Here is a 20,774-nt window from a genome sequence, read left to right as displayed (position 1 = left end):
CATGACCGCTCTGCCCGGCCGGCCCCTGCGCCGCATCCTGCTGTCCACCGCGGCCACCGTGGCCGGGGTGCCGCTCCTGCTGTCCCTCAAGCCGCACACCACGGCCGGGATCGCCGCCGCCGCGCCGGCGCCGCCCCCCGCGAGCTCCGGGACGGGCCAGTCCTCCGGGGGGACGGCGGCGGCCGGTGGTGGCACGGCCACCGGCGGGTCCGGCTCCGGAAGCACGTCCTCCGGCGGAAGCTCGTCCGGTTCGTCGGGCACGTCCGGGTCCTCGGGTAGCTCAGGCGCTTCCGGCACGTCGGGGAGTTCGGGCGGCTCCGGTACATCCAAGGGCTCGGGCTCGGGTTCGAAAAAGACGACGGCCCCCCGGACTGTGGACGGGGACACCGTGCAGACCCAGTACGGCCCGGTCCAGCTCGAAGTCACCGTCTCCGGTGGGCGGCTGACGGCGGTGAAGACGCTCCAGGTGCCCGATCAGAACCCGCGGGACCAGGAAATCGCCTCCTTCGCGGTGCCGCAGCTCACCCAGGAAGCACTGTCCGCGCAGAGCGCGAAGATCGACTCGGTCTCCGGCGCCACGTACACCAGCGAGGGCTATGTGCAGTCGCTGCAGAGCGCCCTGGACAAGGCGGGTATCTGAGCCGTGTCCGATCGATCGGGCGAGACGGTACGGGAGCCGGGCGGCCGGCTGCGGCGGGTGGAGCACACCATGGGCACGGTGTTCTCCTTCGACGTGCGCGGCGGCGACCCGCGCCGGACGGAACCGGCCCTGGAAGCCGCGGTGGCCTGGCTGCGCCATGTGGACGAGGTGTTCTCCACCTACCGCCCGGACAGCCAGGTCAGCCGGCTGGCCGCGGGCACGCTGGCCCTGGCCGACTGCCTGCCGGAGGTGCGCGAGGTGCACCTGCTGTGCGCGCGGGCGTACGAACGCACCGACGGCTGGTTCAGTGCCGGGTACGCGGGCGGTTTCGACCCCACCGGCCTGGTGAAGGGCTGGGCGATCGAGCGGGCCGCGGACCTGCTGGCCGAGGCCGGCGCGGAGGCGGTGTGCGTCAACGGCGGCGGTGACGTCCAGGTGCAGGGCGGCCCTTGGCACATCGGGGTGAGCGACCCGCTGCGCCGGGGCGAGCTGGCCGCGGTGGTGCCCGCCGAGGGGCGCATGGCGGTGGCCACCTCGGGACCGGCCGAACGCGGCGCCCACATCGTCGACCCGGCCACCGGCCGCCCCGCCCCGCCCGAACTGGCCTCCGTCACGGTGGTGGGCCCCTCGCTCACGGACGCGGACGTGTCCGCCACCGCCGCCTGCGCGATGGGCCGCCGGGCCCTGTTCTGGCTGGCGGCCGAGACCGCCACCGAGGCGTTCGTCGTCCTGCCGGACGGCGCGACCTGGCACAGCGCCGGCTTCGCCGCGGCCCGCGCGCCCCTCGCCTGACGGCCGCGGCGCCGGCAGGCTCGAGGCGCCGCGGCAGCACTCGCCCGGCGGTTGTTACGGCTTGCTGCCGTTCATGATGTTGGCGATCGGCCCGATGAGGAACCATGTGCCGCCGACGCCCTGGCCCTTGATCTGGTTGGCCGCGGTGTCGCCCTTGTAGTAGTAGAGCGGGTGGCCTCCGTAGGTGACCTGCTTCGTGCCGTCGGTCCGGGTGATGCTGCCCAGATCGCTCGGCACGGTGTACTGGCCGGTCACGGTCACCGGCTGAGTCGTCGTGAGCGGAGGCCACTGCTTGGCGCACGCGTCGTAGCAGTCGGACGTCGTTCCCTTGTCCTTGGTGTACAGGTACAGCGTGCGGCCGGCCGAGTCGGTGAGCCAGATGCCTGCGCTGCCCTTCGCGGTCTTCAAGACCATCGACGAACCTGAGCCGGCCGAGGAGCCGGCCGAGCTCGGCGCCGCCGAGGCCGTCGTCGCCGAGGCCGTCGTCGAATCAGCGGCCGACGGGTGACTGGACGAGCTGCTGCATGCTGCCGCGAGCGTCGCCATGGCGGCGAGGGAGAGGCCGAAGCCAAGCGTTCGCGCTGTAGTCCTACGGAGCATGACCATCCTTATTTGCGATTGCAGACCGACACGCGGTCCATGTATGTAGCGTTCGATACACCCGTGAATCTAGCGCGACTCCACCACGAGAGCAAGACAGAACATTCTCTCTACTGAATTGCGCCACGGCGGCGTCAGGCCGCCCGCGCCGCCGGTCAGGAAACCTGGACGGTGATCGTGTGGTACCCGGTGGAGCCGTTCGGCACCACGCCCTGGACGACCGAGGTCTGCACCGTGCCGGTGCCGTCGGTCGCGCGCACCCTGACCTTGTGCGAGCCCTTGGGCGCGTTCGCCCACTGATACGACCATTGCCGCCAGGTGTCCGGGGTGTCCGACGCCGCCAGCGTCGCCTCCCGCCAGGCCCCGTTGTCGATCTGCACTTCCACCGCGTTGACGCCGCGGTGGGTGGCCCAGGCCGTGCCGGCGAGCACCACCGTCCCCGCCGGTACCTTCGCCCCGCTCGCCGGCACGTCGATCCGGGACGCGGTCTTGACCGGGGCCTGCGGCGAATAGCCGCGCGGCGTCCAGTACGCGTCGGAGGAGGCGAACGTGGTGATGTTCAGATCGGTCACCCACTTGGTGGCCGACACGTATCCGTACAGGCCGGGAATCAGCATCCGGCACGGGAAGCCGTGCTGGACCGGCAGCGCCTCGCCGTTCATCGCGATCGCCAGCATCGCCTGCCGGCCGTCGAGCACCGCCTCGACCGGCGAGCCGATCGTCATCCTGTCGGTCGAGGTGGACAAGATCATGTCCGCCCCGGAGTGGACGCCGGCGCGGCGCAGCAGCGGCGCCAACGGCGTGCCGAGCCACCGCGCGTTTCCGACGTACGGGCCGCCCACCGGGTTCGACACGCAGGTCAAGGTCATGTCGTGTTCCTCGAACGCGTAGGAGAGCAGCTCGTCGAAGGTGATCTCGAACGGGCGGTCCACCATGCCGTGGATCTTCAGCTTCCAGGACTTCGGGTCCACCTGAGGGACCGTGAGCGCCGTGTCCACCCGGTAGAAATCGGAGTTCGGAGTGAAGAACGGCCCGAGCCCGCGCACGTTCGGGTGCACCGAGGCGGGCGGTTCGGGCAGCACGGTCTTCGGGGTCGGCAGCACCTCCTTCGCGCGCGCGGCCGAGACGCTGGAGCGCGAGTTGACCCACTTGTCGCCCCCGTAGCCGGCCACCAGCGCGCCCGCGGCTGTACCCAGCGTGCCGAGCAGGAAGCGGCGCCGTTCGCCGGACCCGGCGGAAGCCTCCGATTCCTTCCGGGACAGGGCCGTCAGCCGGCGCAGCACCAACGTCGCGGCGAGTCCGGCGAGCAGCGAGGGGAACAGCCAGCTCGTGTTCGCCGCCGGCCGCGTGACCGCGACGATCGCACCGATCACACCGAACGCCACGGCCAGCAGGGTCGCGATGGTCAGCCGGACGCGGGCGAGCACGCCGCCGGCGGCCGCCACCACCGCCAGCGTCGCGTAGACGCCGGTCAGCAGCGCCGTCTTGTCGTTGCTGCCGAAGTTGCGAATCGCGAACTGCTCGAGCCACGTGGGCGTGATGCTGATCGCCCACTGCCCGGCCGCCACCGCCGGCGAAGACGCCTTCCCGGTGACCACCGAAACCAGCTCACCCACCGCCAGCCCCACGCCGCCGGCCACCAGCCCGACCAGCGCCCCGCGCGCGATCCGGCCGCCGAGGGCGACCCAGCGCGTCCTGGCCGTGCCGGAGCCCGGCTCTTGCTCTGCGTCCTCTCCCCCGGGATCCGCCGCCGGCTTCTCCGCGGCCCTCCCCCGCGCGCCGCCGCGCTGCTCCTCGCTCATGCGTCCTCCGTAAAGGTTGTCACCCGGCCCGGGAGAACCGGGCGTGAGTGATGCGGACTTGTCGCCAGTGGCTGACCAGGAACAGCCGCCCGGCCCGTCAGGGCACCCCGGCCGCTTGTCGAGAGCGGCGATCCGGCCGCTGATGAGCGTAACACGGTAGACTTACTAGTAAGTCTACCGACGGGCGCCGGGCGACACCGCGGGTCGCCGGGTCAGAGCTGCGCCGACTCGGCGAGTTGACGTGCGTGCAGTCGGGTTTCGTCGTTCATCGGGAAGAAGCACTCGATGCGCAACTCCTGCAGGGTCACGTCCTGCGGTGTCCCGAGCGTCGTCACGGTGGAGAAGAAGTCGAACCGCCGGTCGCCGTGCACGTACCGGATCGGCACGATCGGCAGCACCGGCGTGGCCGCGTCGAGCGACCGCAGCGGGGCCGGCACCCCGGGGTAGTTCAGCACCTCGTCGAGGATCCGCTGGGCGCGCTCGTCGGTGACACCCCCGATCGCCTCCCGGCGCACGCGCCGCACCAGCGCCTCGGCAACCTCCGGCCAGTTCGTCACGTGCCGGCGGACGCCGTCGGGGTGGAACATCCGGCGCAGCACGTTCGCCGGCCCGGGAGCCGTCTTCGCCTGCCCGTCCTGGAGCAAGGCGAAGAAGCGGCGAGCGGCGGCGTTGGTGTGCCGGATGTCCCAGCTCCGGTCCATCACCAGGGCCGGGAAGGGCTCCTGCTGCGTCAGGATGGTCTCGAGCGCGTCGCGGACGGCGGCGAGCGACGGCGCGTCCAGTTCGGACTCGGGGTATTCGGGCGCGAAACCAGCCTTGAGCAGCAGGGTGTTGCGTTCGCGCAGGGGTACGTCGAGCACCTCGGCGAGCTTCAGGACCATGGCTCGGCTGGGGTTCGCGCGGCCGGTCTCGAGGAAACACAGATGGCGGATCGACACCGCGGCCTCGGCGGCCAGAGCCAGCTGGCTCAACCGCCGTGCGCTCCTCCAGTGTTTCAGCAGTGGACCGACCTCAGACACCACTGGAGTGTCCCGCGGTCCACGCGTGGGGCCGCACCGCCGGTTCCAGCGGTGGGCGGGCGACGTTCGCGGTGTAGTTCGTCATCGCGGAGATCGCCACCCCGGTGATCACCTCGAACAGCTGCTCCTCGGTGAAGCCGGCCGCCGTGAACGCCGCCACGTCCGCGTCGTCGAGCCGGCCCCGCTTGTCGATGAACGCGCGGGTGAGCGCCGACAGCGCCGCCATCCGCGGGTCGGTGGGCAGATCGCCGCGGCGCAGGGCCTCGACCACGCTCGGTTCGACCCCGTCCGCGAGCGCCTCCAGCGTGTGGAACGCGACCGCCCATTCGCTTCCGTTGGCGATCGCGTTGGACAGCAGCAGGACCTGCCGTTCGTCCGGGCCGAACGTGCCGCCACCCCGGAAGTGCCCGAACGCGGAGAAGAAGGTGTTCAACAGCGCCGGCGAGTTCGCCATGAGCCCGGCCGCGGCCGGAACGAACCCGAACGCCCCTCGCAGGACTGCCAGCGGCTCCTTCGCGGCTTCGGAGGCGGTATCGGCAGTGTGGATCTGGTAACTGGTCATGCCCCGGAGTCTGCGGCAGCCACGACGCCGAACCAATTCCCTCGGAGGTAAACGCGCGCCAGACCGCTCGGCGCGCCGGTGACGAGTGCGCGGTGACCGGAGAGGTCAGGACCTCGAGGAGCGCTCGTCATGACGTCGGCGAAGCGAACGGATTGGCGTTGGTGTGGTGGTGTCCCCAGACGTCCGGGACACCGAAGTCATGCGGCACCCAGTCATCGCCGACGTCGATTCCGCCGCAGCCGATCTCGAGGTGGAATCCACTGGGGTTCCGGACGTAGAACGAGATCGCCTTGTCGTTCATGTGCCGGCCGAGGCTGATCGAAATCGGCGCACCGTTGGCCCTGGCCCGGTCGTAAGCCCGCCCGACGTCGTCGATCGAGCCGTGCTCGAACTCGAGGTGGTGGATCGAGGCCGTCTGCGCGTTCGCGAGCGCGATGCTGTGGTGGGTCGAGTTGCAGCGGAAGAAGAAGAGGCCGGGGGCGCGGTAGTCGGTCAGCTTGAACTCGAGCACGGACTCGTAGAGCTCGCGCAGCTCGTCGAGCTTGGGGCTGGCCAGCACGAAGTGTCCGAGGCCGGTGGCACCGGGGTTCGTCCCGTCCGGCCGCGCGACGCCGGTGCGCGCCCTGGCTTCACCGATCGCCAGCTCCACTCGGTATCCGACCGGGTCGGTGAACCAGCGCAGACGGGTGGCGCCGCGCAGTTCCCTCTCCTCCGCCGAGCCCTCCTCGACAGTGAAGCCTGCGTCGGTGAGCCTCTGGGTGAGCCTGTCCAGCTCTCGCGGGGTATCGACGATCCAGCCCAGCTCTCGTGGGGTGTCCTCGGTGGACGGGTGAAGAGCCACGCGATACTTGAACTCGTCGAGTTCGGCAAGCGCGACCTCGTCAGTGCCGAACTTCGCTGTGGTGACACCGATTCCCAGCGTGCGTCCGAGCAGGTCCGTCCAGGCGTCGACATCTGTGACGTTGAGCCCTACGTAACCCAGTTTGCGGATACCCACGGTTTCATCCCTCCGCTACGGCGGTTGCTCCACCCTGGAGGAACTCGCGAACGATGTGGTTGAACTCGGGTGCGCGCTCGTACTGCACCCAGTGCCGGCAGTGCGGCAGCACGCGGAGTTCCGCATCGGGTATGCCCTCAAGGATCCTGGGTGCCCAGGCCAGCGGAACGGTTTGGTCCTCCCTCCCCCAGACGAGCAGCGTGGGGGCGGCGACGAGAGCCAGGTCGGGAGTCAAGTCGCCGAAGTTCGGGGGGATCGGCAGCTCGGGGTGGGCCCTCAGGCTCGACTCGTACCGCTCGTCGATGAGGGACTCGGTCGCCAGTGTCTCGTCGAACACCATCAGCCGTACGAACTCGGCCATGGCTTCGCGCGAAGGCTTCTGGGCCGCCATGTAGCCGAAGAGGCGCTCCAGTCCGACCGGCCACGGTGGTGCGTCCGTCGGGAGCACTCCGCCCGGTGCCATGAGAACGAGCCGGTTCACGCGGTCGGGCCGGCGCATCGCGATGCGCATCGCGACGGCGCCGCCGTAGGAGTTGCCCACCAGGTGGGCCCGCTCGATCCCCAGGGCTGTCATGGCGCGGCACACACGTTCGGCCGCGTGGAAGATCAGTGGCTCATCCGTGGCGGGCCGCGGGGAGCTTCCCCAGCCGGGGAGATCCACCACGATGTTCCGGTAGTCCTCGAAGGCCGCCAGGTTGCCGCCGAAGTTGCTCATGCCCGTGGCTCCCGGCCCCGAGCCGTGCAGCCACACGACCGGGTCGCCCGAACCGGCCTCGGTATAGGCCAGCCGCGCGTCCCCGACATCCAATGTGCTCGTCACTCCGGTCCCCCAATCATGTATGTAGCGCTCACTACATAAGTGTACACATCATCGAGATCGTCTTCCATGCCGGAGGCCAGCACATGAACCCCTTACGGGGAAAAGCATGCTGGTGTCCCGTCCCCTGGCGATCGGTCGGGACGGGACACCAGTCATACGAGTTGTCCACGTCAGTCCGCTGTGCGGGCGCGACCGAGACGCAGCGCCGAGACGAGGAAGAAGACGCCGCCGAGAATGGCGTAGCCGCCCACGTTGGTCAGCTTGGGGTTCGAGGCGGAGGCCCCCAGGATGAACGACGCCCCGGCCAGCACGGAAATGCCACCGCTGAGCATCATCGGCCACTGGCCACCCATCGTGCCCTTGAAACGGCTGAGACCCACGATCAGCTGGACAGCACCGGAAACGATCGCCCAGGCACCCCACACGCGCAGGACTGCCGGGACTCCGGAGGCGCCGGCGATCGCCAGGCCGACGGTGGCGATCGCACTGATCGCGATGTTCGCCTGCAGGCCGCGGATCGGTCCGGTCGCCCCGGACGAGCGCATGTCGACGACGGCCGCGGCGACGTCGAACAAGGGGTAAACGACGAGCAGGGTGATGCCGAGGGCCCCGAGGTGGGACCTGTTGGCGAACAGCAAGGCCGCCCAGACGATGGCGAACCCGAACCGCACGAAGTACAGCCGGCGCAGAGCGGGGGCGAATCGGCCGGTGGTCGCAGGCGAGTCGGCGGCAGGCGAGTCAACGGTGGTCACGATGTTCCTTTCGGGCTGTGACGAAGGGGGAATGCGCGATTCAGCAGGCGCCGCGATCGCTTCCTCCGCATGGAGGTGAGTAGGACGAGCCACTGGACGGAACGTTCTATCTCGCTCCAGCATGACCAGTCCGCCGCGTCCTGTCAAAGCAGAACGTTCTCTCTTTCACGACCATGGAGCGCGGCGGACCCGAGCCGGTCTCAGGCCCAGCCCCTGTAGTGGTCGGCGGGGAGGGGGTGGTCGACGGGCACGACGCGGGAGTTGACCGCGGTCAGGCAGCCCGGGCAGAACAGCTGCCGGAAGACGACCTCCGCATCGACGTACACCAGGGGGTCGTGCCAGATGTGAGGGCCCGCTTCGGTCGGTGCCGAGTCGCGGCGGGCCAGTGCCGCGACGAACGCGCTCCCGGCCAGTGGTCCGATCTCGGTGCCGCAGTGGACGCACACCACCGTGCCCCCGTCCGGCGATTCCCGGACGGCGAGGTTGTCGTCGAGTCGGCGTGCCCCGCTCGGATCCGGCGTGCCGATCGGCGCGAGCGCGGTGTCGGACAGCCCGGCGCCGGAGGCACGACGGTGCCGCAGTTGCTCCCGGAACTCCTCGGTCGCGGTCGCGTCCACCGCACCGTCCTCGCGGAGCACGACGCCGTAGACATCCCGCGCGGCATCCGCCGACACACGTACCTGCAGCACGTCGTCGCGCACACTTTCCGCCGCTCGCAGAAGCGGGTCGCCGTACCCGCCACCGGCCTGCCAGTGCAGGTAAAGGGCGTCGCCGGGACCGAGGTCGGATTCCCCTTCGCAGGGCAGCACTTCGACCTCGCCGCCGAGCTCGCCCAGGTCCGTGGGAATGGCGGCCGCCCGGGCGAGTTGGGGAACATCGATGCCGCGTACCACCAGGTCGAGTTGGGAGTTTCCGGGGTATCCCCCGGCCAGTCCGACGTTCTGGTTCGCGACCTTGCCGGTTCCCGAGACGACCAGGGACATCGTCCCGGTCTGGTCCGGGTGCTGCACGTAGCAGACCGAGCCGCTCATGCCTCCGCGCTGCCGCCCCGGTCCGCCGGAGTCGGTCTGCTCCCGCCGCCACAGGGCCACGAGGGGGTAGAGGTACTCGGTCATCTCTACGTCGGGTGCCCGTGCGGAGGGGATGATGAGCCGGCCGCCGGTGTCGACACCGTCGTGGTGCACTTGGGCCCCGTAGCCGCCGGCCATGACGTCGAAGACGGGAGACACGAAGCGCTTGCTGCCGCCGCCGCGGACGTCGACGCCGGACACGACGCACAGGTCGGTGGTGCCGTTGCAGATCGACTGCACGTCGCTGCGATGTGCCGGTTCGGCGTCCAGCATCTTGGCGAGCACCTCGGCCACCAGGTTGCCCGCTCCCCACGCCGGGCCGAAGGGTCCCTTGCCCACGGCGGCCGGGAACGAGGCGTTGGTGATGGTGTCCTCGTCGGTGACGATCTCGAAGCAGCGCATCAGTCCGCCCGCGGCCCAGGGGATGTCCCCGGCCAGCAAAGGCAGCATCGTGAAGACGATCCCGGCCCGCAGCCCCGGGTAGGGGCAGTTGATGATGCCGGTCTGCTCGGCCGTTCCGCGGAAGTCGAAGACGAGCCGGTCCGCTTCCTTCGTCATTGCGACCTTGATGGCGTGCAGACCACGGTCACCGGTCTGCGACTGCTCCTGATAGCCGACCGCGGTCCACGTCCCGTCGGGCAGGGTCTCGAGTTTGGCCCGCAGCCGCCGCTCGGCGTCGTCCATCATCCGGCGCATCACGCCCTTGACGGTGTCGGCGCCGTACTTGGTGATGAGCCGGAGGATCTGCTCGATGGCGTTCTTGTTGGCCGCGATCTTGGCTCGCAGGTCGAGACCCACCAGGTGCGGCAGGCGCGACCGGCGCACCCAGGCATCCGCGACGTCACGCTGCAGCACGCCGTCACGCACCACCTTGAGCGGCGGAGTGGGCACCGCCTCGCCGAACACGTCCTGGGCCGACGGGCTGAACGAGCCCGGCCGCGGCCCGCCCAGGTCGACCTGGTGGGCGATGGCCGTTGTCCAGCCGAACAGCTTGCCGTCGTGGAAAATCGGGGCCAGGACCGCGGCGTCGTTCTGGTGCAGCCCGCCACCGATCCACGGGTCGTTGCACAAGAACATGTCGCCCTCGGCGATGCCCGGGTTGTCACTGCGATTGCGCAGCGTCCAGACGATGGCCAGGTCCATCGAGCCGATCAGTCCGATGTTGTAGGCACCGACCTGGACCTGCTCGCCGAGCTCGTCGCAGATGGAGAAGTTGAAGTCGTTGGACTCGGTGACCACGTGCGAGCCCGACATCCGCCGCAGCGTCTCGCCCATTTCCTGGGTGATGGCCCACAGCCGGTGACGGACGACCTCGTAGGTCAGGGCATCGACCTGGTCGGCCCGCTCGTCGTCGATCCGGTGCAGCGGCAGGGTGGGCGAGATCTGCCGCAGCAGTTCCTCGCGTGGCAGGGGCCGGCTGGTGAACTCGTCCGCCCCGGGGATCCTGGATGTCATGGAAGCTGTCCTCACTGGTAGCGCAGAACGAGGTTGCCCAAGTGGTCGACCCGGCCGGTGACCCCGGCGGGGACCACGACCACCGTGGTCGGGACGTCGACGATCGCCGGCCCGACGAGTTCGTGGCCCGCGCGCAGCCGGGCATAGTCGTAAACGGGTGTGGGCACGAAGCCGATCTGTGAGTCGAGGCAGACGTCGCGCTCTGCGAGCAGGGCTTCCGCCGGGTCGGGGCCGTCGGCCTCGGGGACGGCGGGAAGCCTGATGGGAAAGCCGAGGCCGGCCTTGGCCCGTACGCGATAGGTGATCGCCTGCACACCGGCCTCGCGGTAGCCGGCGCCGCTCCCGTTGATGCGTTCGTACTGTTCCTCGAAACGCTCGAGGATCTCGTCACCGGTGCGCTCGGTGAACTCCGTGTCCGGGACGGCCGTCGCCAGTTCGGTGACCTGCATCGAGTAGCGCAGGTCGATCTCACGCTGCACTGTCACGTCGTGGAACTTCACCTTCTGCCGGTCCAGGGCGCGTTGCAGGTCGGCTTCCAGGCGGGCGTAGTGGGATTCGAGCACGGTGTGATCGACCGGGAAGGAGGACGGATCGGACAGTTCGGCGCTCATGACGATGTCCGAGGCCGCAAGACCGTAGGCCGAGAAGGCGGAGGCAACGGGCCCCAGCGGAACGACGACTTCGCTCACTCCCAGGTCCTGGCAGTAGCCGGCGCAGTGGGCGGGTCCGGCACCGCCGAAGGCGTAGGCGACGAAGTCGCGGGGGTCGTAGCCGGCCTGCACGACGGCCCGGCGCAGGAGGTCTCCCGCCTGTGCGTTCTGCACCTCGTGGATGGCGATGGCGGCTTCCTCGACGGACAGGCCGAGCGGCTCGGCCACATGCTCGCGGATCGCTTGCCGCGCCAGGTCCATCCGGAGCGGCTTCCGGCCGCCGAGCAGCCCATGCGGGCTGAGGATGCCGAGGACCAGGTTCGCGTCGGTGTTCGTGGGGCGTGTGCCGCCGTTGCCGTAGCAGGCGGGACCGGGGACGGCCTCGGCGCTTTGCGGGCCCAGTCGCAGGTTGCCGCCGGCGTCCACGGACGCGAGTGCCCCGCCACCCGAGCCGATGGTGTGCACGCGGATGGTCGCCGCGTTGATCGGGAACTGGTTGACGATGGAGCCCGGCGCCATGACCGGCTCCCCGTCGACGATGAGTCCCGCCAGGAACGTCGTGCCGCCGACATCGGTGGTGATGACGTTGCGGTGCCCCAGTTGCTCGGCCAGGCGCATCCCGCCGATGACACCGCCGGACAGTACGGACCCGACGGTGGTGATGGCGTGTTCGGGTGCCCGGTCGGCGGTGATGGTGCCGCCCTCGCTCTGCATGACCAGCAGGGGCCCTTTGAGTCCGCCCTCCTCCAAGTGCTTTTGCAGGGGCAGGAGATACGTGCGCAACCGCGGGCCCACCTGGGCATTCATGATCGTCGTGGAGGTTCGCGCGAACTCGCGGATGCGCGGACTGACCTCGCAGGAGAGCGTGACGTACATGTCCGGGGCGATCTCGTGGATCAGTTCGCGGACGCGCTGTTCGTGGGCACCGTTCTTGAACGACCACAGCAGACAGACCGCGATCGCCTCGACGCCCTGGTCCACGAGGGACCGCGCGACATGGCGGACCTCGTCCTCGTCCAGCGGGACCAGCACCTTCCCGGAGTGGTCGATCCGCTCGGTGACTTCGAGCGCCCGGTACTTCGGGATCAGCGGTGCGGGCTTGCGCTGCCGGAGCGTGTCCTGGACCTCATGAGCCGACCGGCCCAGAGTGCGGCCCTCGGCATTCATGATGTAGATCGCGTCCCGGTGGCCCTTCGTGGCGATGAGCCCGACGTCGGCCACGTGGCCCTGGACGAGAGCGTTGATCGACGCGGTCGTGCCGTGGGCGATGTAGTCGGTCTGTGTGAGCAGTTCAGCGACGCCGATACCCAGCTCGCCCGCAATGTCCTCGATCGCGCGCATGACACCGACCTCGCGGTGCGGCGGCGTGGTCGGCGTCTTGGCCGACACGATCCGGCCCGCACCGTCCGAGGCGACCGCGTCGGTGAACGTGCCGCCCACGTCGATGCCCAATGCGTATGACATGTGCCTTCTCCTGGTGATCTTTACCGCTGGTGGGCGACAGCGCGCCCGGTGACTGTGTTCAGGAGCTCGTCGGGACGGGCGTCCGCCCCGCCCATCCAGGCGACGTGCTGGTCAGGACGCACGAGCAGCAGCTCGGTGGGATAGCGGTCAGGCCACCGGGCGGGCAGGTCGACCACGGCCAAGGGGATGCCGAGTTCACGAGCCGCCAGGGTCCAGGACGCCACACCGACGGCTGTGTCCGTCCGCAGCAGGGTGAAGCCGGGGCCGAGCACGTCGAGCACCGACCGGTCGTCGTCGAGCCAGACGTGCGGCAGCCGGAAGCCGGGCCGCGCTCGTTCGAGGTGACCACCCATGGTGATCGCGACCTGCTTTTCGCCGCCGACCACCAGCGGGGATTGCGCGTAGTGGTAGCCGAAGCTGAAGCCGTCGGGTGAATACCGGTGCGGCTCCGTGACCGCGAGCCGGTCGGCGAACGCCGCGCGAGCCCGCTCGCCGTCCGGGCCCGGCAGGTGGATGTCCGGCGAGAACTCCGCGAACGATTTGTGCGCCGCCGTCCCCACCGCACGGGCGAACTGCTCACCCACCGGCTTGCGCTCCGGTTCGTACGCGTCGAGCAGAGACGGCGGCGCCCACCCGTGGTGGACCGCCGCCAGCATCCAGCCCAGCGTGGCCGCGTCCTGGATCCCCGCGTTCATGCCGAACCCCCCGACGGGGATCCAGATGTGGGCGGCGTCGCCGGCCAGGAACACCCGCCCCGTGCGGTACCGCTCGGCGACGAGCCGGCGTCCGGTCCAGCGCACCACGCCGAGCACCTCGTGCTCGACGGGCTTCCCCACCGCCTCCCGCAGGAGCTCCTCGGGATCCTCGCCCTCGGTGTCGTGATCGGGGGCGAAGGCAACGTGGTTGAGCCACAGCGAGTCACCGTCGATGGCGATCAGCGAAGCGATCCGGCGGCCGTAGGTCCAGTACGTCCAGGCCCGGTCCCGTGCGGCCAGCCGCCCGAGCTCGGGTGAGCGGAGGAAGGTCGATACGAACTGCTGGATCGCGTCGACACCCTCGTAGCGGATGCCCAGCTGGCGTCGGACGGTGCTGTGGGCGCCGTCGCAGCCCACGACGTAGGCACAGTGCAGGGTCCGGCGCACCCCGGCGGCCTCCACGACCGCCTCGACGTGGTCGTCGTCCTGCCGGAACTCGACCAGCCGGGTCCCACGCTCGAGGGTCAGTCCGGGAAGCCCGCTCGCGTACTGCTCCAGGATCGGCTCGAGGAACAGTTGTGAGATCCGGTGCTGCGGCTCCGGGGTGGGCCATTGGTCCTTGCCGACACCGTCCAGCACGTCGCGGGCCGCCGGCAGGTCGAGGCGGAAGATCTCCTCACCGCTCAGGGTCGTCCGGTACTGGATCGAGGTGGGGTAGTCCTCGGGCAGTCCGGCCCGCCGGATGTCGTCCGCGAGTCCCAGTCGCCGGAAGATTTCCATCGACCGCGCGGATGTGGTGTTGCACCGGGGATTGACGCCCCGTTCTTCGGTCGCCTCCACGACGTGACACGCCACGCCGCGCCGGGCCAGGTCGATGGCGAGGGTCAGGCCAGCCGGGCCGGCACCGACGACCAGGACCTCGACCCGGTCCTCACTGTTGCTGATCGGCTGTGTCATGCGCTCAGGAACTCCCCTACCAGGCTGCAGAATTCATCCGGCCGGTCGACGTGGATCCAGTGCCCGGCCCCCGCCACCACCTCGAGGCGGGCGCTGGGCAAGGCGTCGACGAGGCGCTGGGAAACCTCGGGCGGGGAGACCCGGTCGCGCTCCCCGTGCAGGGCGAGGACCGGTTTGGTGATCTTCGTGGGATCGACGGGAGGGGGGCCGTCGACGACGTCGGCGAACATCGACCGGAAGGCCGCCTCCGCTCCAGGACGCAGTGCTTGCCGCAGCCGGATCTCAGCGAGTTCGTCGAGGAGGGCATCGTGGACGCTCTCGTCGGCGACCAACCTGCCAAGGGTGGCCCGCATGGACCTCTTTGTCGGGTCGTCATAGAAGGGAACCGTTGCCGGCAGCGGCCCCGTCCCTGCTCCCCCCATGACGACCGCGCGCCCGATCCGGTCGGGCGCCAGGGACAGAAGGGCCAACGCGGCGGCTCCGCCCGCGGCCGAGTTGCCCACCAGGTGCACACGTTCCAGGCCGTGCCGATCGAGGATGTCCAGGACCTGCCGTGCCCGGGCCGTCGCCCAGGCCCGCGGCCCCTTGATCCCGGCGGATCCGGCGATCCGCGTGCCGAACCCGAGAAGATCCGGGGCCAGGCAGCGGAACTCGCTGGAGAGCCGCGGGCGTACACCCGCCCAATTGCTGTCGGCGTCGACGCCCGGCCCGCCGCCGTGGAGCAGGACGAGAGGGGGACTCACGCCTTTACGGACGGCATCCTCTGGTGTGGCCGACACCTACAGCCTCCTAAGTGGATCGTACGTCGGGCGCCTGTTCACGGCAGCCGAGCGAGGAACTCGTCGGGGGCGATCAACTGCGACGAGGTCAGGGACATCACCCGCACGTCATGTATGTAACGTTCACTCTACGACGTGGGGCAAGCGTTGACCACAGCCAGGCGTGAGCGGCTGAGCTGGTCCCACTTCCCGTGAGTCCGCAGTCACGCCGGACTCACGGCGTCACCGTACCAAAGTGAAGAGACAGAACGTTCGGTACTCATTGGCCGCCAGCAAATATGACGATTCCCTGACGTCCGCCCGCCGCCCCTGGCCCGCAGGTCCACCGCGTGATCGAATCGGCGCATGGGCGGCAGTGGGACCGCGCTCCCGGCCACAGATCCCGACCCCGAGCAGAGACGCGGCGAAGGAGCAGCGAAATGACATCTGCGCAGAACGTTCCGAATGCCGCGGCCGCCATGGCGGAAACCGCGGAGATCGCGGACGCCGCACAGGCCGCGGCCGCCCGGCGGGCCCGGTTCGGCGCCCTGCCCGGGCGGATCCGCCTGGAGGACACGATCGAGGAGCGGGCCGCCACCGTGCTCGACCCGGCCCGCAACACCTACAGCGCCGACGAATGGCTGGTGCGGTACGCCCTGTGATGCCAGTGCGGGACAGGGTTAGCTCGACCCCACGGGCCGGGGCAAGGCCGGGACGACGAACAGAACTGGTGCGTTCGCCATAGAGACCGAACGTTCTGCTGTTTGTTAGCCTAGGGAACATGAGTCGGAGTACAGAAGGCGGCAGCGTCTCTGAAGCGAGAGCGCGGCTGCTCAGCACAGCAACCCGGATCTTCTACACGGAGGGGATCCACTCCGTCGGCATCGACCGGATCGTCGCGGAGGCGAAGGTGACCCGGGCCACGCTGTACCGGCACTTCCCGGGCAAGGAAGAACTCATCGTCGCCTACATCGGCGTGGCCGACCGGGCGCTCCGGGAGCGGGCCGCCGCCGTCCTGGCGAGCGGCGAGCCGGCAGCCGACCAGGTCCGGGCCGTCGCCAGGTCCATCGCGGAGGACATCCAATCCCCCGGATTCCGCGGATGCGCCTTCCTCAACGCGGTCGCCGAGTACCCCGACGCCTCCCACCCGGTCCACCAGGCCGTCCTGGCCCACCGGGCATGGTTCCTGAACACCGTCACAGATCTGCTGGCCCAGACGGGCGACGCACCGGCCGACGCCGCAGGCCGGCACCTCGTCATGCTCCGCGACGGCGCGATGGCAGCCGGCTGTCTCTTCGACCCGAAACTGATCTCCGAGACCTTCCTGGACGGCGTCGAAGGCATCCTTCAGGCCCGCACCGCCTGAGCCGGGCGGGCCCGGGCAGGTCAGCCGCCCGAGCGCAATGCGCGTGACAGGCCCAGCGCCGCGGTCCGTACCGCCGGGGCCAGTTGGGCCGACCGGAAGCGGGCGCGAGGGACGGCCACCGACAAAGCAGCCACCGCTGTCGATCCGTCGAAGACAGGTGAGGCGATGCAGCACACGCCCAGGACGGCCTCCTGTTCTTCGTAGGCGAGGCCGAACACCTGGATCTGCTCGATGGCGGTACGCAGCCGTACCGGATCGGTGACCGAATGGGGGGTGAGCCGAGGCAGCGGCTGGGCCAGCACCTCTTCGATCAGCTCCTCGCCGGAGAAGGCCAGCAGGGCCTTGCCCACCCCGGTGCACGTCAGAGGCAGTCGGCCGCCGATCCGGGAGGGCAGCGACAGGGCCTGATGACCGTGGATCCGCTCGACGTAGGCCACCTCTCGCCCTTCCCGGATCCCGAGGTGCACGGTCTCGTGCGTGGCCTCGAACAGGTCCTGGAGGAAGGGCAGCGCCGCCTCTCGCAGTTGGAACCGACGCGGCACCAGTGACCCCAGCTCGAACAGCTTGCCACCGAGCCGGTACGTGTCGCCGTCGCGGTCGAGCAGGCCCAGACGCACCAGGTCGGAGCAGAGCCGGAACGCGGTTGTCTTGGCCAGGCCCGCGCGGGAAGCGATTTCCGTGAGACGGAACGCACCGCCGTCCGGCTGATAACAGTCGAGCACGGTCATCGCCTTGTCGAGCATGTTCCCTTGGCTGTTGTTCCGTGTCATGGAACATATTTTGCCGCGCTTGGAACCGTACTCCTATACCTGTCCCGAAGCCTTCAGCGGTCACCTGCCTCTGACGCGGCCCGCGACTCCAGTTCCAGGAGGTAACTCTCATGTGGGTTCCACATCACCGCGCCGCCGCGGACGGCGGACGGTCATGAGCGCCCCCGGGGCCGCCGACGCCGTGGCCGAAGCGGCGGCCGTACTGGCGGAAGCCGCTCGCACCGGAACGCCGTGCCCCCCGGTCCGCTCCCTCCTGCCCGCGTCGGACATCGAAGCCGCCTACGCCGTGCAGCGCCTGCGCGTCGAGCACGCCCTGGCCGAGGGCCGACGGCCGGTGGGCCGCAAGATCGGTCTGACCTCGCCTGCCGTACAGCGTCAACTCGGGGTCGGCCAGCCCGACTTCGGCGTCCTGTTCGCCGACATGGCGGTGCCCGAGGGCCGGCCGATCGCTCCCGGACGGCTGCTGCAGCCCAAGGTGGAGGCCGAGGTCGCCCTGGTGCTGGGCGCCGATCTTCCGCACCGGGAACCGACCGTGGCCGATCTGCTGCGGGCCACGGCGTTCGCCCTGCCCGCGCTGGAGATCGTCGACAGCCGCATCGCCGGCTGGGACATCACCATCGTCGACACCGTGGCCGACAACGCCTCCTGCGGCCTGTTCGTCCTGGGCGGCACGCCGGTACCGCTGGACCGGGTCGACCTGCGCGCCGTGCGGATGACCCTGACGAAGAACGGCCGGACGGTCTCGCGGGGAACCGGCGCCGATTGCCTGGGCAGCCCCCTGACCGCCGCCCTCTGGCTCGCCTCCACCCTCAGCGCTCTGGGCGACCCGTTGCGGGCCGGGGACATCGTCCTGACCGGTGCGCTCGGCCCCATGGCGGTCGCCGTCGAGGGCGACGAGTTCACCGCCCGCATCGATGGCCTCGGCATGGTCACCACCGCGTTCACGCCCTCCGCCACGGAAGGAACCGGAGCATGACCACGAAGGTCGCCGTCATCGGATCCGGCAACATCGGAACCGACCTGATGATCAAGATACTGCGCCTGTCCGAGTCGCTGGAGATCGCCGCCATGGTCGGCATCGACCCGGAGTCGGACGGCCTGGCCCGCGCGCGCAGGCTGAAGGTCGCCACCACCCACGAGGGCGTGGACCGCCTGGTGACAATGGACGAGTTCGCGGACGTGTCGATCGTCTTCGACGCCACCTCCGCCGGCGCCCATCGGCACCACGACGAGATCCTGCGCCCGCTGGGACGTACGGTCGTCGACCTCACCCCCGCCGCGGTCGGTCCGTACGTCGTACCGCCGGTCAACGGACAGGCGCACCTGGACGCCGGCAACGTCAACATGGTCACCTGCGGAGGCCAGGCCACCATCCCGATCGTCGCCGCGGTCGCCGCCGTCACGCCGGTGCACTACGGGGAGATCGTCGCCTCGATCTCCTCGCGCTCGGCCGGCCCCGGCACACGGGCCAACATCGACGAGTTCACCGAGACGACCTCCTCGGCCATCGAGAAGGTCGGCGGCGCCGCCCGAGGCAAGGCGATCATCGTCCTCAATCCGGCCGAGCCCCCGCTGATCATGCGGGACACCGTGTACTGCCTCGTCGGCGACTGCGACGACGCCGCGATCGCCACTTCGGTGGAGGAAATGGTCGCGCGCGTCCAGATGTACGTGCCGGGCTACCGCCTCAAGCAGAAAGTGCAGTTCGACCGCGTCCCCACCGACGATCCCCTGCACGCGCTCCTCCCGGCCGCCTCCCGCTCCGGTGCGGCCACGAAAGTGTCGGTGTTCCTCGAAGTGGAGGGCGCCGCCCACTACCTGCCCGCCTACGCCGGCAACCTCGACATCATGACCTCGGCCGCGCTGCGCACCGCCGAGCGCATGGCCGCGCACCGTTCCGGAAAGGTGACAGTCCGATGACCTCCCTCTACGTCCAGGACGTGACGCTGCGGGACGGTATGCACGCCGTTCGGCACCGCTACACCGTCGATCAGGCCCGCGCCATCGCCACCGCCCTCGACGCCGCCGGCGTCTGCGCGATCGAGATCGCCCACGGCGACGGCCTGTCCGGCTCCAGCATCACCTACGGCGTCGGCGCCCACACCGACTGGGAATGGATCGAGGCCGTCTGCGACTCCATCACCCATGCCGTGCCCACCACGCTGTTGCTGCCCGGCATCGGCACCCTGCACGACCTGAAGCAGGCGCACGCCCTCGGCATCCGGTCGGTCCGGGTGGCAACCCACTGCACCGAGGCCGACATCTCCGCCCAACACATTTCCGCTGCCCGCGAGTTGGGGCTGGATGTCGCCGGCTTCCTGATGATGTCCCACATGGCCGAACCGGCCGAACTCGCCCGCCAGGCCAAGCTGATGGAGTCCTACGGCGCCACCTGCGTCTACGTCACCGACTCCGGCGGCCGCCTCACGATGGACGGCGTACGCGACCGCTTCCGCGCCTACCGCGACATCCTCGACCCGGCCACCGAACTCGGCATCCACGCCCACCACAACCTCGGGCTGGGCGTGGCCAACTCGGTCGTCGCGGTCGAGAACGGCGCCGTACGCGTCGACGCGTCTCTCGCGGGACAGGGCGCGGGGGCCGGCAACTGCCCCCTGGAAGCGTTCGTGGCCGTCGCCGACCTGATGGGCCTCGATCACGGCTGCGACCTGTTTCCGCTGATGGACGCGGCTGACGATGTCGTGCGCCCTCTCCAGGACCGGGAGGTACGCGTGGACCGTGAGACGCTCACTCTCGGCTACGCCGGTGTGTACTCCAGCTTCCTGCGGCACGCCGAGGCCGCGGCCCGCCGATACGGCGTCGACGCCCGGACCGTCCTCGTCGAAGTCGGGCGGCGCAAGATGGTCGGCGGGCAGGAGGACATGATCACCGACATCGCCCTCGACCTCGCCGCCGCCACAAACGTCTGACATGCACAGGTCGCGCACCGCGCAGGCCGGTCAGGCGTCGTGTCCCTTGTCGCGATCACGCTGTTCCGCGAGACCGCGGATCAGGGAGACGACGCCGGGGACGTTCGAGCTGTACGTCACGCCGTCGAAACTGTTGGCCACCGACAGTCCATCGGTCATGGCCCGCCCGAGCACGGCAATCCGGTCGACGAACATCTCGTCCGCCGCGCCGCCGTTCGGCGCGAAGATGGGAGTGAGGGCTTCCACCCACGAGGCGTGCGCGTAGTCGCGGATGCGGCGCACGGTGTTGCTCACCGGTTCCGTGTCCTTGTGCGGGCCGACGCTGATGGCCAGCAGGATGCGGAGGTATTCCGGCCGCTGGTCCAGGGACTGGCACGCCGTGGTGACCCATGTCTCGAAGCGCTCGAGCGGCTCGTGATCGTCGAACGACGACGGGTTCGGGAACGACGCATGCAGTTCCTCGAAGGTGCGTTCGAGCAGCGCCGCCAGGACACCGAGCTTGTTCCCGAAGTGGTAGTAGATCGAACTGGCCGGCAGCCCGGACCTGGCGGTCAGGTCCGAGATGGCCATGCCGTCATACCCTCTGCTCGTGATGAGGGCCCGAGCGGCGTCCAGAATGACGTCACGGCTGCTCGGGTTGGCAACGGTCGTTGCAGATCCGGTTTCCTTCACCAC

21 protein-coding genes are annotated in these 20,774 nt (G+C 69.8%); 8 read left to right on the top strand and 13 right to left on the bottom strand.

Annotated features, from left to right (window positions below; translation table 11 throughout):
* Position 1 precedes the first annotated feature (1 nt).
* A complete protein-coding gene (locus ITX44_RS01825; protein ID WP_205355146.1) occupies positions 2-640 on the top strand; it encodes an FMN-binding protein in 639 nt (212 codons plus the stop codon).
* Between the two features lie 69 nt (positions 641-709).
* A complete protein-coding gene (locus ITX44_RS01820; RefSeq protein ID WP_205355402.1) occupies positions 710-1,432 on the top strand; it encodes an FAD:protein FMN transferase in 723 nt (240 codons plus the stop codon).
* 54 nt (positions 1,433-1,486) lie between these two features.
* On the opposite strand, the gene ITX44_RS01815 is transcribed toward ITX44_RS01820, so the two are convergent.
* A complete protein-coding gene (locus ITX44_RS01815; protein WP_205355145.1) occupies positions 1,487-1,840 on the bottom strand; it encodes a COG4315 family predicted lipoprotein in 354 nt (117 codons plus the stop codon).
* Here ITX44_RS01815 and ITX44_RS42015 point away from each other — a divergent pair.
* Positions 1,812-1,940 carry a hypothetical protein gene (locus ITX44_RS42015; RefSeq protein WP_265934133.1) on the top strand — a complete coding sequence of 43 codons (129 nt, stop codon included), beginning with the start codon at positions 1,812-1,814 and terminating at the stop codon, positions 1,938-1,940. The two genes, ITX44_RS01815 and ITX44_RS42015, sit on opposite strands and share 29 nt — an antisense overlap.
* A 247-nt stretch (positions 1,941-2,187) precedes the next feature.
* Here the strand turns inward: ITX44_RS42015 and ITX44_RS01810 are convergent, their stop codons facing one another.
* The 10 genes from ITX44_RS01810 to ITX44_RS01765 form a co-directional block, all read right to left on the bottom strand.
* On the bottom strand, positions 2,188-3,834 hold the full coding sequence (locus ITX44_RS01810; RefSeq protein ID WP_205355144.1) for a molybdopterin-dependent oxidoreductase: 1,647 nt from the start codon (positions 3,832-3,834) through the stop codon (positions 2,188-2,190).
* A gap of 212 nt (positions 3,835-4,046) precedes the next feature.
* Positions 4,047-4,853 carry a helix-turn-helix domain-containing protein gene (locus ITX44_RS01805; protein WP_307795033.1) on the bottom strand — a complete coding sequence of 269 codons (807 nt, stop codon included), beginning with the start codon at positions 4,851-4,853 and terminating at the stop codon, positions 4,047-4,049.
* A complete protein-coding gene (locus ITX44_RS01800) occupies positions 4,846-5,415 on the bottom strand; it encodes a carboxymuconolactone decarboxylase family protein (protein WP_205355142.1) in 570 nt (189 codons plus the stop codon). Before ITX44_RS01800 ends, ITX44_RS01805 begins: the two co-directional genes overlap by 8 nt.
* A gap of 127 nt (positions 5,416-5,542) precedes the next feature.
* Positions 5,543-6,412, bottom strand: coding sequence for a VOC family protein (locus ITX44_RS01795; RefSeq protein WP_205355141.1), 870 nt, complete (start codon positions 6,410-6,412; stop codon positions 5,543-5,545).
* Between the two features lie 4 nt (positions 6,413-6,416).
* Entirely contained in the window at positions 6,417-7,232 is an 816-nt protein-coding gene (locus tag ITX44_RS01790) for an alpha/beta fold hydrolase (protein WP_205355140.1), read from the bottom strand.
* A gap of 170 nt (positions 7,233-7,402) precedes the next feature.
* On the bottom strand, positions 7,403-7,984 hold the full coding sequence (locus tag ITX44_RS01785) for a hypothetical protein (RefSeq protein WP_205355139.1): 582 nt from the start codon (positions 7,982-7,984) through the stop codon (positions 7,403-7,405).
* 200 nt (positions 7,985-8,184) lie between these two features.
* Entirely contained in the window at positions 8,185-10,509 is a 2,325-nt protein-coding gene (locus ITX44_RS01780) for a hydantoinase B/oxoprolinase family protein (protein ID WP_205355138.1), read from the bottom strand.
* 11 nt (positions 10,510-10,520) lie between these two features.
* On the bottom strand, positions 10,521-12,623 hold the full coding sequence (locus tag ITX44_RS01775) for a hydantoinase/oxoprolinase family protein (RefSeq protein WP_205355137.1): 2,103 nt from the start codon (positions 12,621-12,623) through the stop codon (positions 10,521-10,523).
* A gap of 20 nt (positions 12,624-12,643) precedes the next feature.
* Positions 12,644-14,275, bottom strand: coding sequence for an FAD-dependent monooxygenase (locus tag ITX44_RS01770; RefSeq protein WP_205355136.1), 1,632 nt, complete (start codon positions 14,273-14,275; stop codon positions 12,644-12,646).
* The gene (locus ITX44_RS01765; protein WP_307795032.1) at positions 14,272-15,018 is read right to left on the bottom strand and encodes an alpha/beta fold hydrolase; all 747 of its coding nucleotides are present in this window, start codon (positions 15,016-15,018) and stop codon (positions 14,272-14,274) included. Before ITX44_RS01765 ends, ITX44_RS01770 begins: the two co-directional genes overlap by 4 nt.
* Positions 15,019-15,512: 494 nt before the next feature.
* Here ITX44_RS01765 and ITX44_RS01760 point away from each other — a divergent pair, with 494 nt between their 5' ends.
* Together ITX44_RS01760 and ITX44_RS01755 are read left to right on the top strand one after the other, a co-directional pair.
* Positions 15,513-15,695 carry a hypothetical protein gene (locus ITX44_RS01760; protein WP_205355401.1) on the top strand — a complete coding sequence of 61 codons (183 nt, stop codon included), beginning with the start codon at positions 15,513-15,515 and terminating at the stop codon, positions 15,693-15,695.
* Between the two features lie 119 nt (positions 15,696-15,814).
* A complete protein-coding gene (locus ITX44_RS01755) occupies positions 15,815-16,399 on the top strand; it encodes a TetR/AcrR family transcriptional regulator (protein ID WP_205355134.1) in 585 nt (194 codons plus the stop codon).
* Positions 16,400-16,419: 20 nt separating this feature from the next.
* On the opposite strand, the gene ITX44_RS01750 is transcribed toward ITX44_RS01755, so the two are convergent.
* Positions 16,420-17,142, bottom strand: coding sequence for an IclR family transcriptional regulator (locus tag ITX44_RS01750; RefSeq protein WP_205355400.1), 723 nt, complete (start codon positions 17,140-17,142; stop codon positions 16,420-16,422).
* A 181-nt stretch (positions 17,143-17,323) separates the two neighbouring features.
* On the opposite strand from ITX44_RS01750, the gene ITX44_RS01745 reads away from it, so the two are divergent.
* The 3 genes from ITX44_RS01745 to dmpG are packed head-to-tail and all read left to right on the top strand — an operon-like array spanning position 17,324 to position 20,099.
* Positions 17,324-18,145, top strand: coding sequence for a 2-keto-4-pentenoate hydratase (locus tag ITX44_RS01745; RefSeq protein ID WP_205355133.1), 822 nt, complete (start codon positions 17,324-17,326; stop codon positions 18,143-18,145).
* Positions 18,142-19,089 carry an acetaldehyde dehydrogenase (acetylating) gene (locus tag ITX44_RS01740; protein WP_205355132.1) on the top strand — a complete coding sequence of 316 codons (948 nt, stop codon included), beginning with the start codon at positions 18,142-18,144 and terminating at the stop codon, positions 19,087-19,089. Before ITX44_RS01745 ends, ITX44_RS01740 begins: the two co-directional genes overlap by 4 nt.
* Positions 19,086-20,099: a 4-hydroxy-2-oxovalerate aldolase gene (gene dmpG, locus ITX44_RS01735; RefSeq protein WP_205355131.1), complete on the top strand. Its 1,014-nt coding sequence runs from the start codon at positions 19,086-19,088 to the stop codon at positions 20,097-20,099. Before ITX44_RS01740 ends, dmpG begins: the two co-directional genes overlap by 4 nt.
* A gap of 30 nt (positions 20,100-20,129) precedes the next feature.
* On the opposite strand, the gene ITX44_RS01730 is transcribed toward dmpG, so the two are convergent.
* Positions 20,130-20,774 (bottom strand): TetR/AcrR family transcriptional regulator, encoded by a 645-nt coding sequence (locus tag ITX44_RS01730; protein ID WP_205355130.1) that lies wholly within the window; start codon positions 20,772-20,774, stop codon positions 20,130-20,132.

This window comes from Actinacidiphila acididurans, assembly GCF_016918855.1.
In the GTDB taxonomy this organism is placed as follows: Bacteria; Actinomycetota; Actinomycetes; order Streptomycetales; family Streptomycetaceae; genus Actinacidiphila; species Actinacidiphila acididurans.
This window is presented reverse-complemented; position numbering and strand designations above follow the sequence as displayed.

Bases quoted from the DNA above. Each gene is read 5' to 3' on its own strand.
- ITX44_RS01825 (WP_205355146.1), top strand. From the start codon at position 2: ATGACCGCTCTGCCCGGCCGGCCCCTGCGCCGCATCCTGCTGTCCACC.
- ITX44_RS01820 (WP_205355402.1), top strand. From the start codon at position 710: ATGGGCACGGTGTTCTCCTTCGACGTGCGCGGCGGCGACCCGCGCCGG.
- ITX44_RS42015 (WP_265934133.1), top strand. From the start codon at position 1,812: ATGCCTGCGCTGCCCTTCGCGGTCTTCAAGACCATCGACGAACCTGAG.
- ITX44_RS01810 (WP_205355144.1), bottom strand. From the start codon at position 3,834: ATGAGCGAGGAGCAGCGCGGCGGCGCGCGGGGGAGGGCCGCGGAGAAG.
- ITX44_RS01800 (WP_205355142.1), bottom strand. From the start codon at position 5,415: ATGACCAGTTACCAGATCCACACTGCCGATACCGCCTCCGAAGCCGCG.
- ITX44_RS01780 (WP_205355138.1), bottom strand. From the start codon at position 10,509: ATGACATCCAGGATCCCCGGGGCGGACGAGTTCACCAGCCGGCCCCTG.
- ITX44_RS01775 (WP_205355137.1), bottom strand. From the start codon at position 12,623: ATGTCATACGCATTGGGCATCGACGTGGGCGGCACGTTCACCGACGCG.
- ITX44_RS01770 (WP_205355136.1), bottom strand. From the start codon at position 14,275: ATGACACAGCCGATCAGCAACAGTGAGGACCGGGTCGAGGTCCTGGTC.
- ITX44_RS01760 (WP_205355401.1), top strand. From the start codon at position 15,513: ATGGCGGAAACCGCGGAGATCGCGGACGCCGCACAGGCCGCGGCCGCC.
- ITX44_RS01755 (WP_205355134.1), top strand. From the start codon at position 15,815: ATGAGTCGGAGTACAGAAGGCGGCAGCGTCTCTGAAGCGAGAGCGCGG.
- ITX44_RS01750 (WP_205355400.1), bottom strand. From the start codon at position 17,142: ATGCTCGACAAGGCGATGACCGTGCTCGACTGTTATCAGCCGGACGGC.
- ITX44_RS01745 (WP_205355133.1), top strand. From the start codon at position 17,324: ATGAGCGCCCCCGGGGCCGCCGACGCCGTGGCCGAAGCGGCGGCCGTA.
- ITX44_RS01740 (WP_205355132.1), top strand. From the start codon at position 18,142: ATGACCACGAAGGTCGCCGTCATCGGATCCGGCAACATCGGAACCGAC.
- dmpG (WP_205355131.1), top strand. From the start codon at position 19,086: ATGACCTCCCTCTACGTCCAGGACGTGACGCTGCGGGACGGTATGCAC.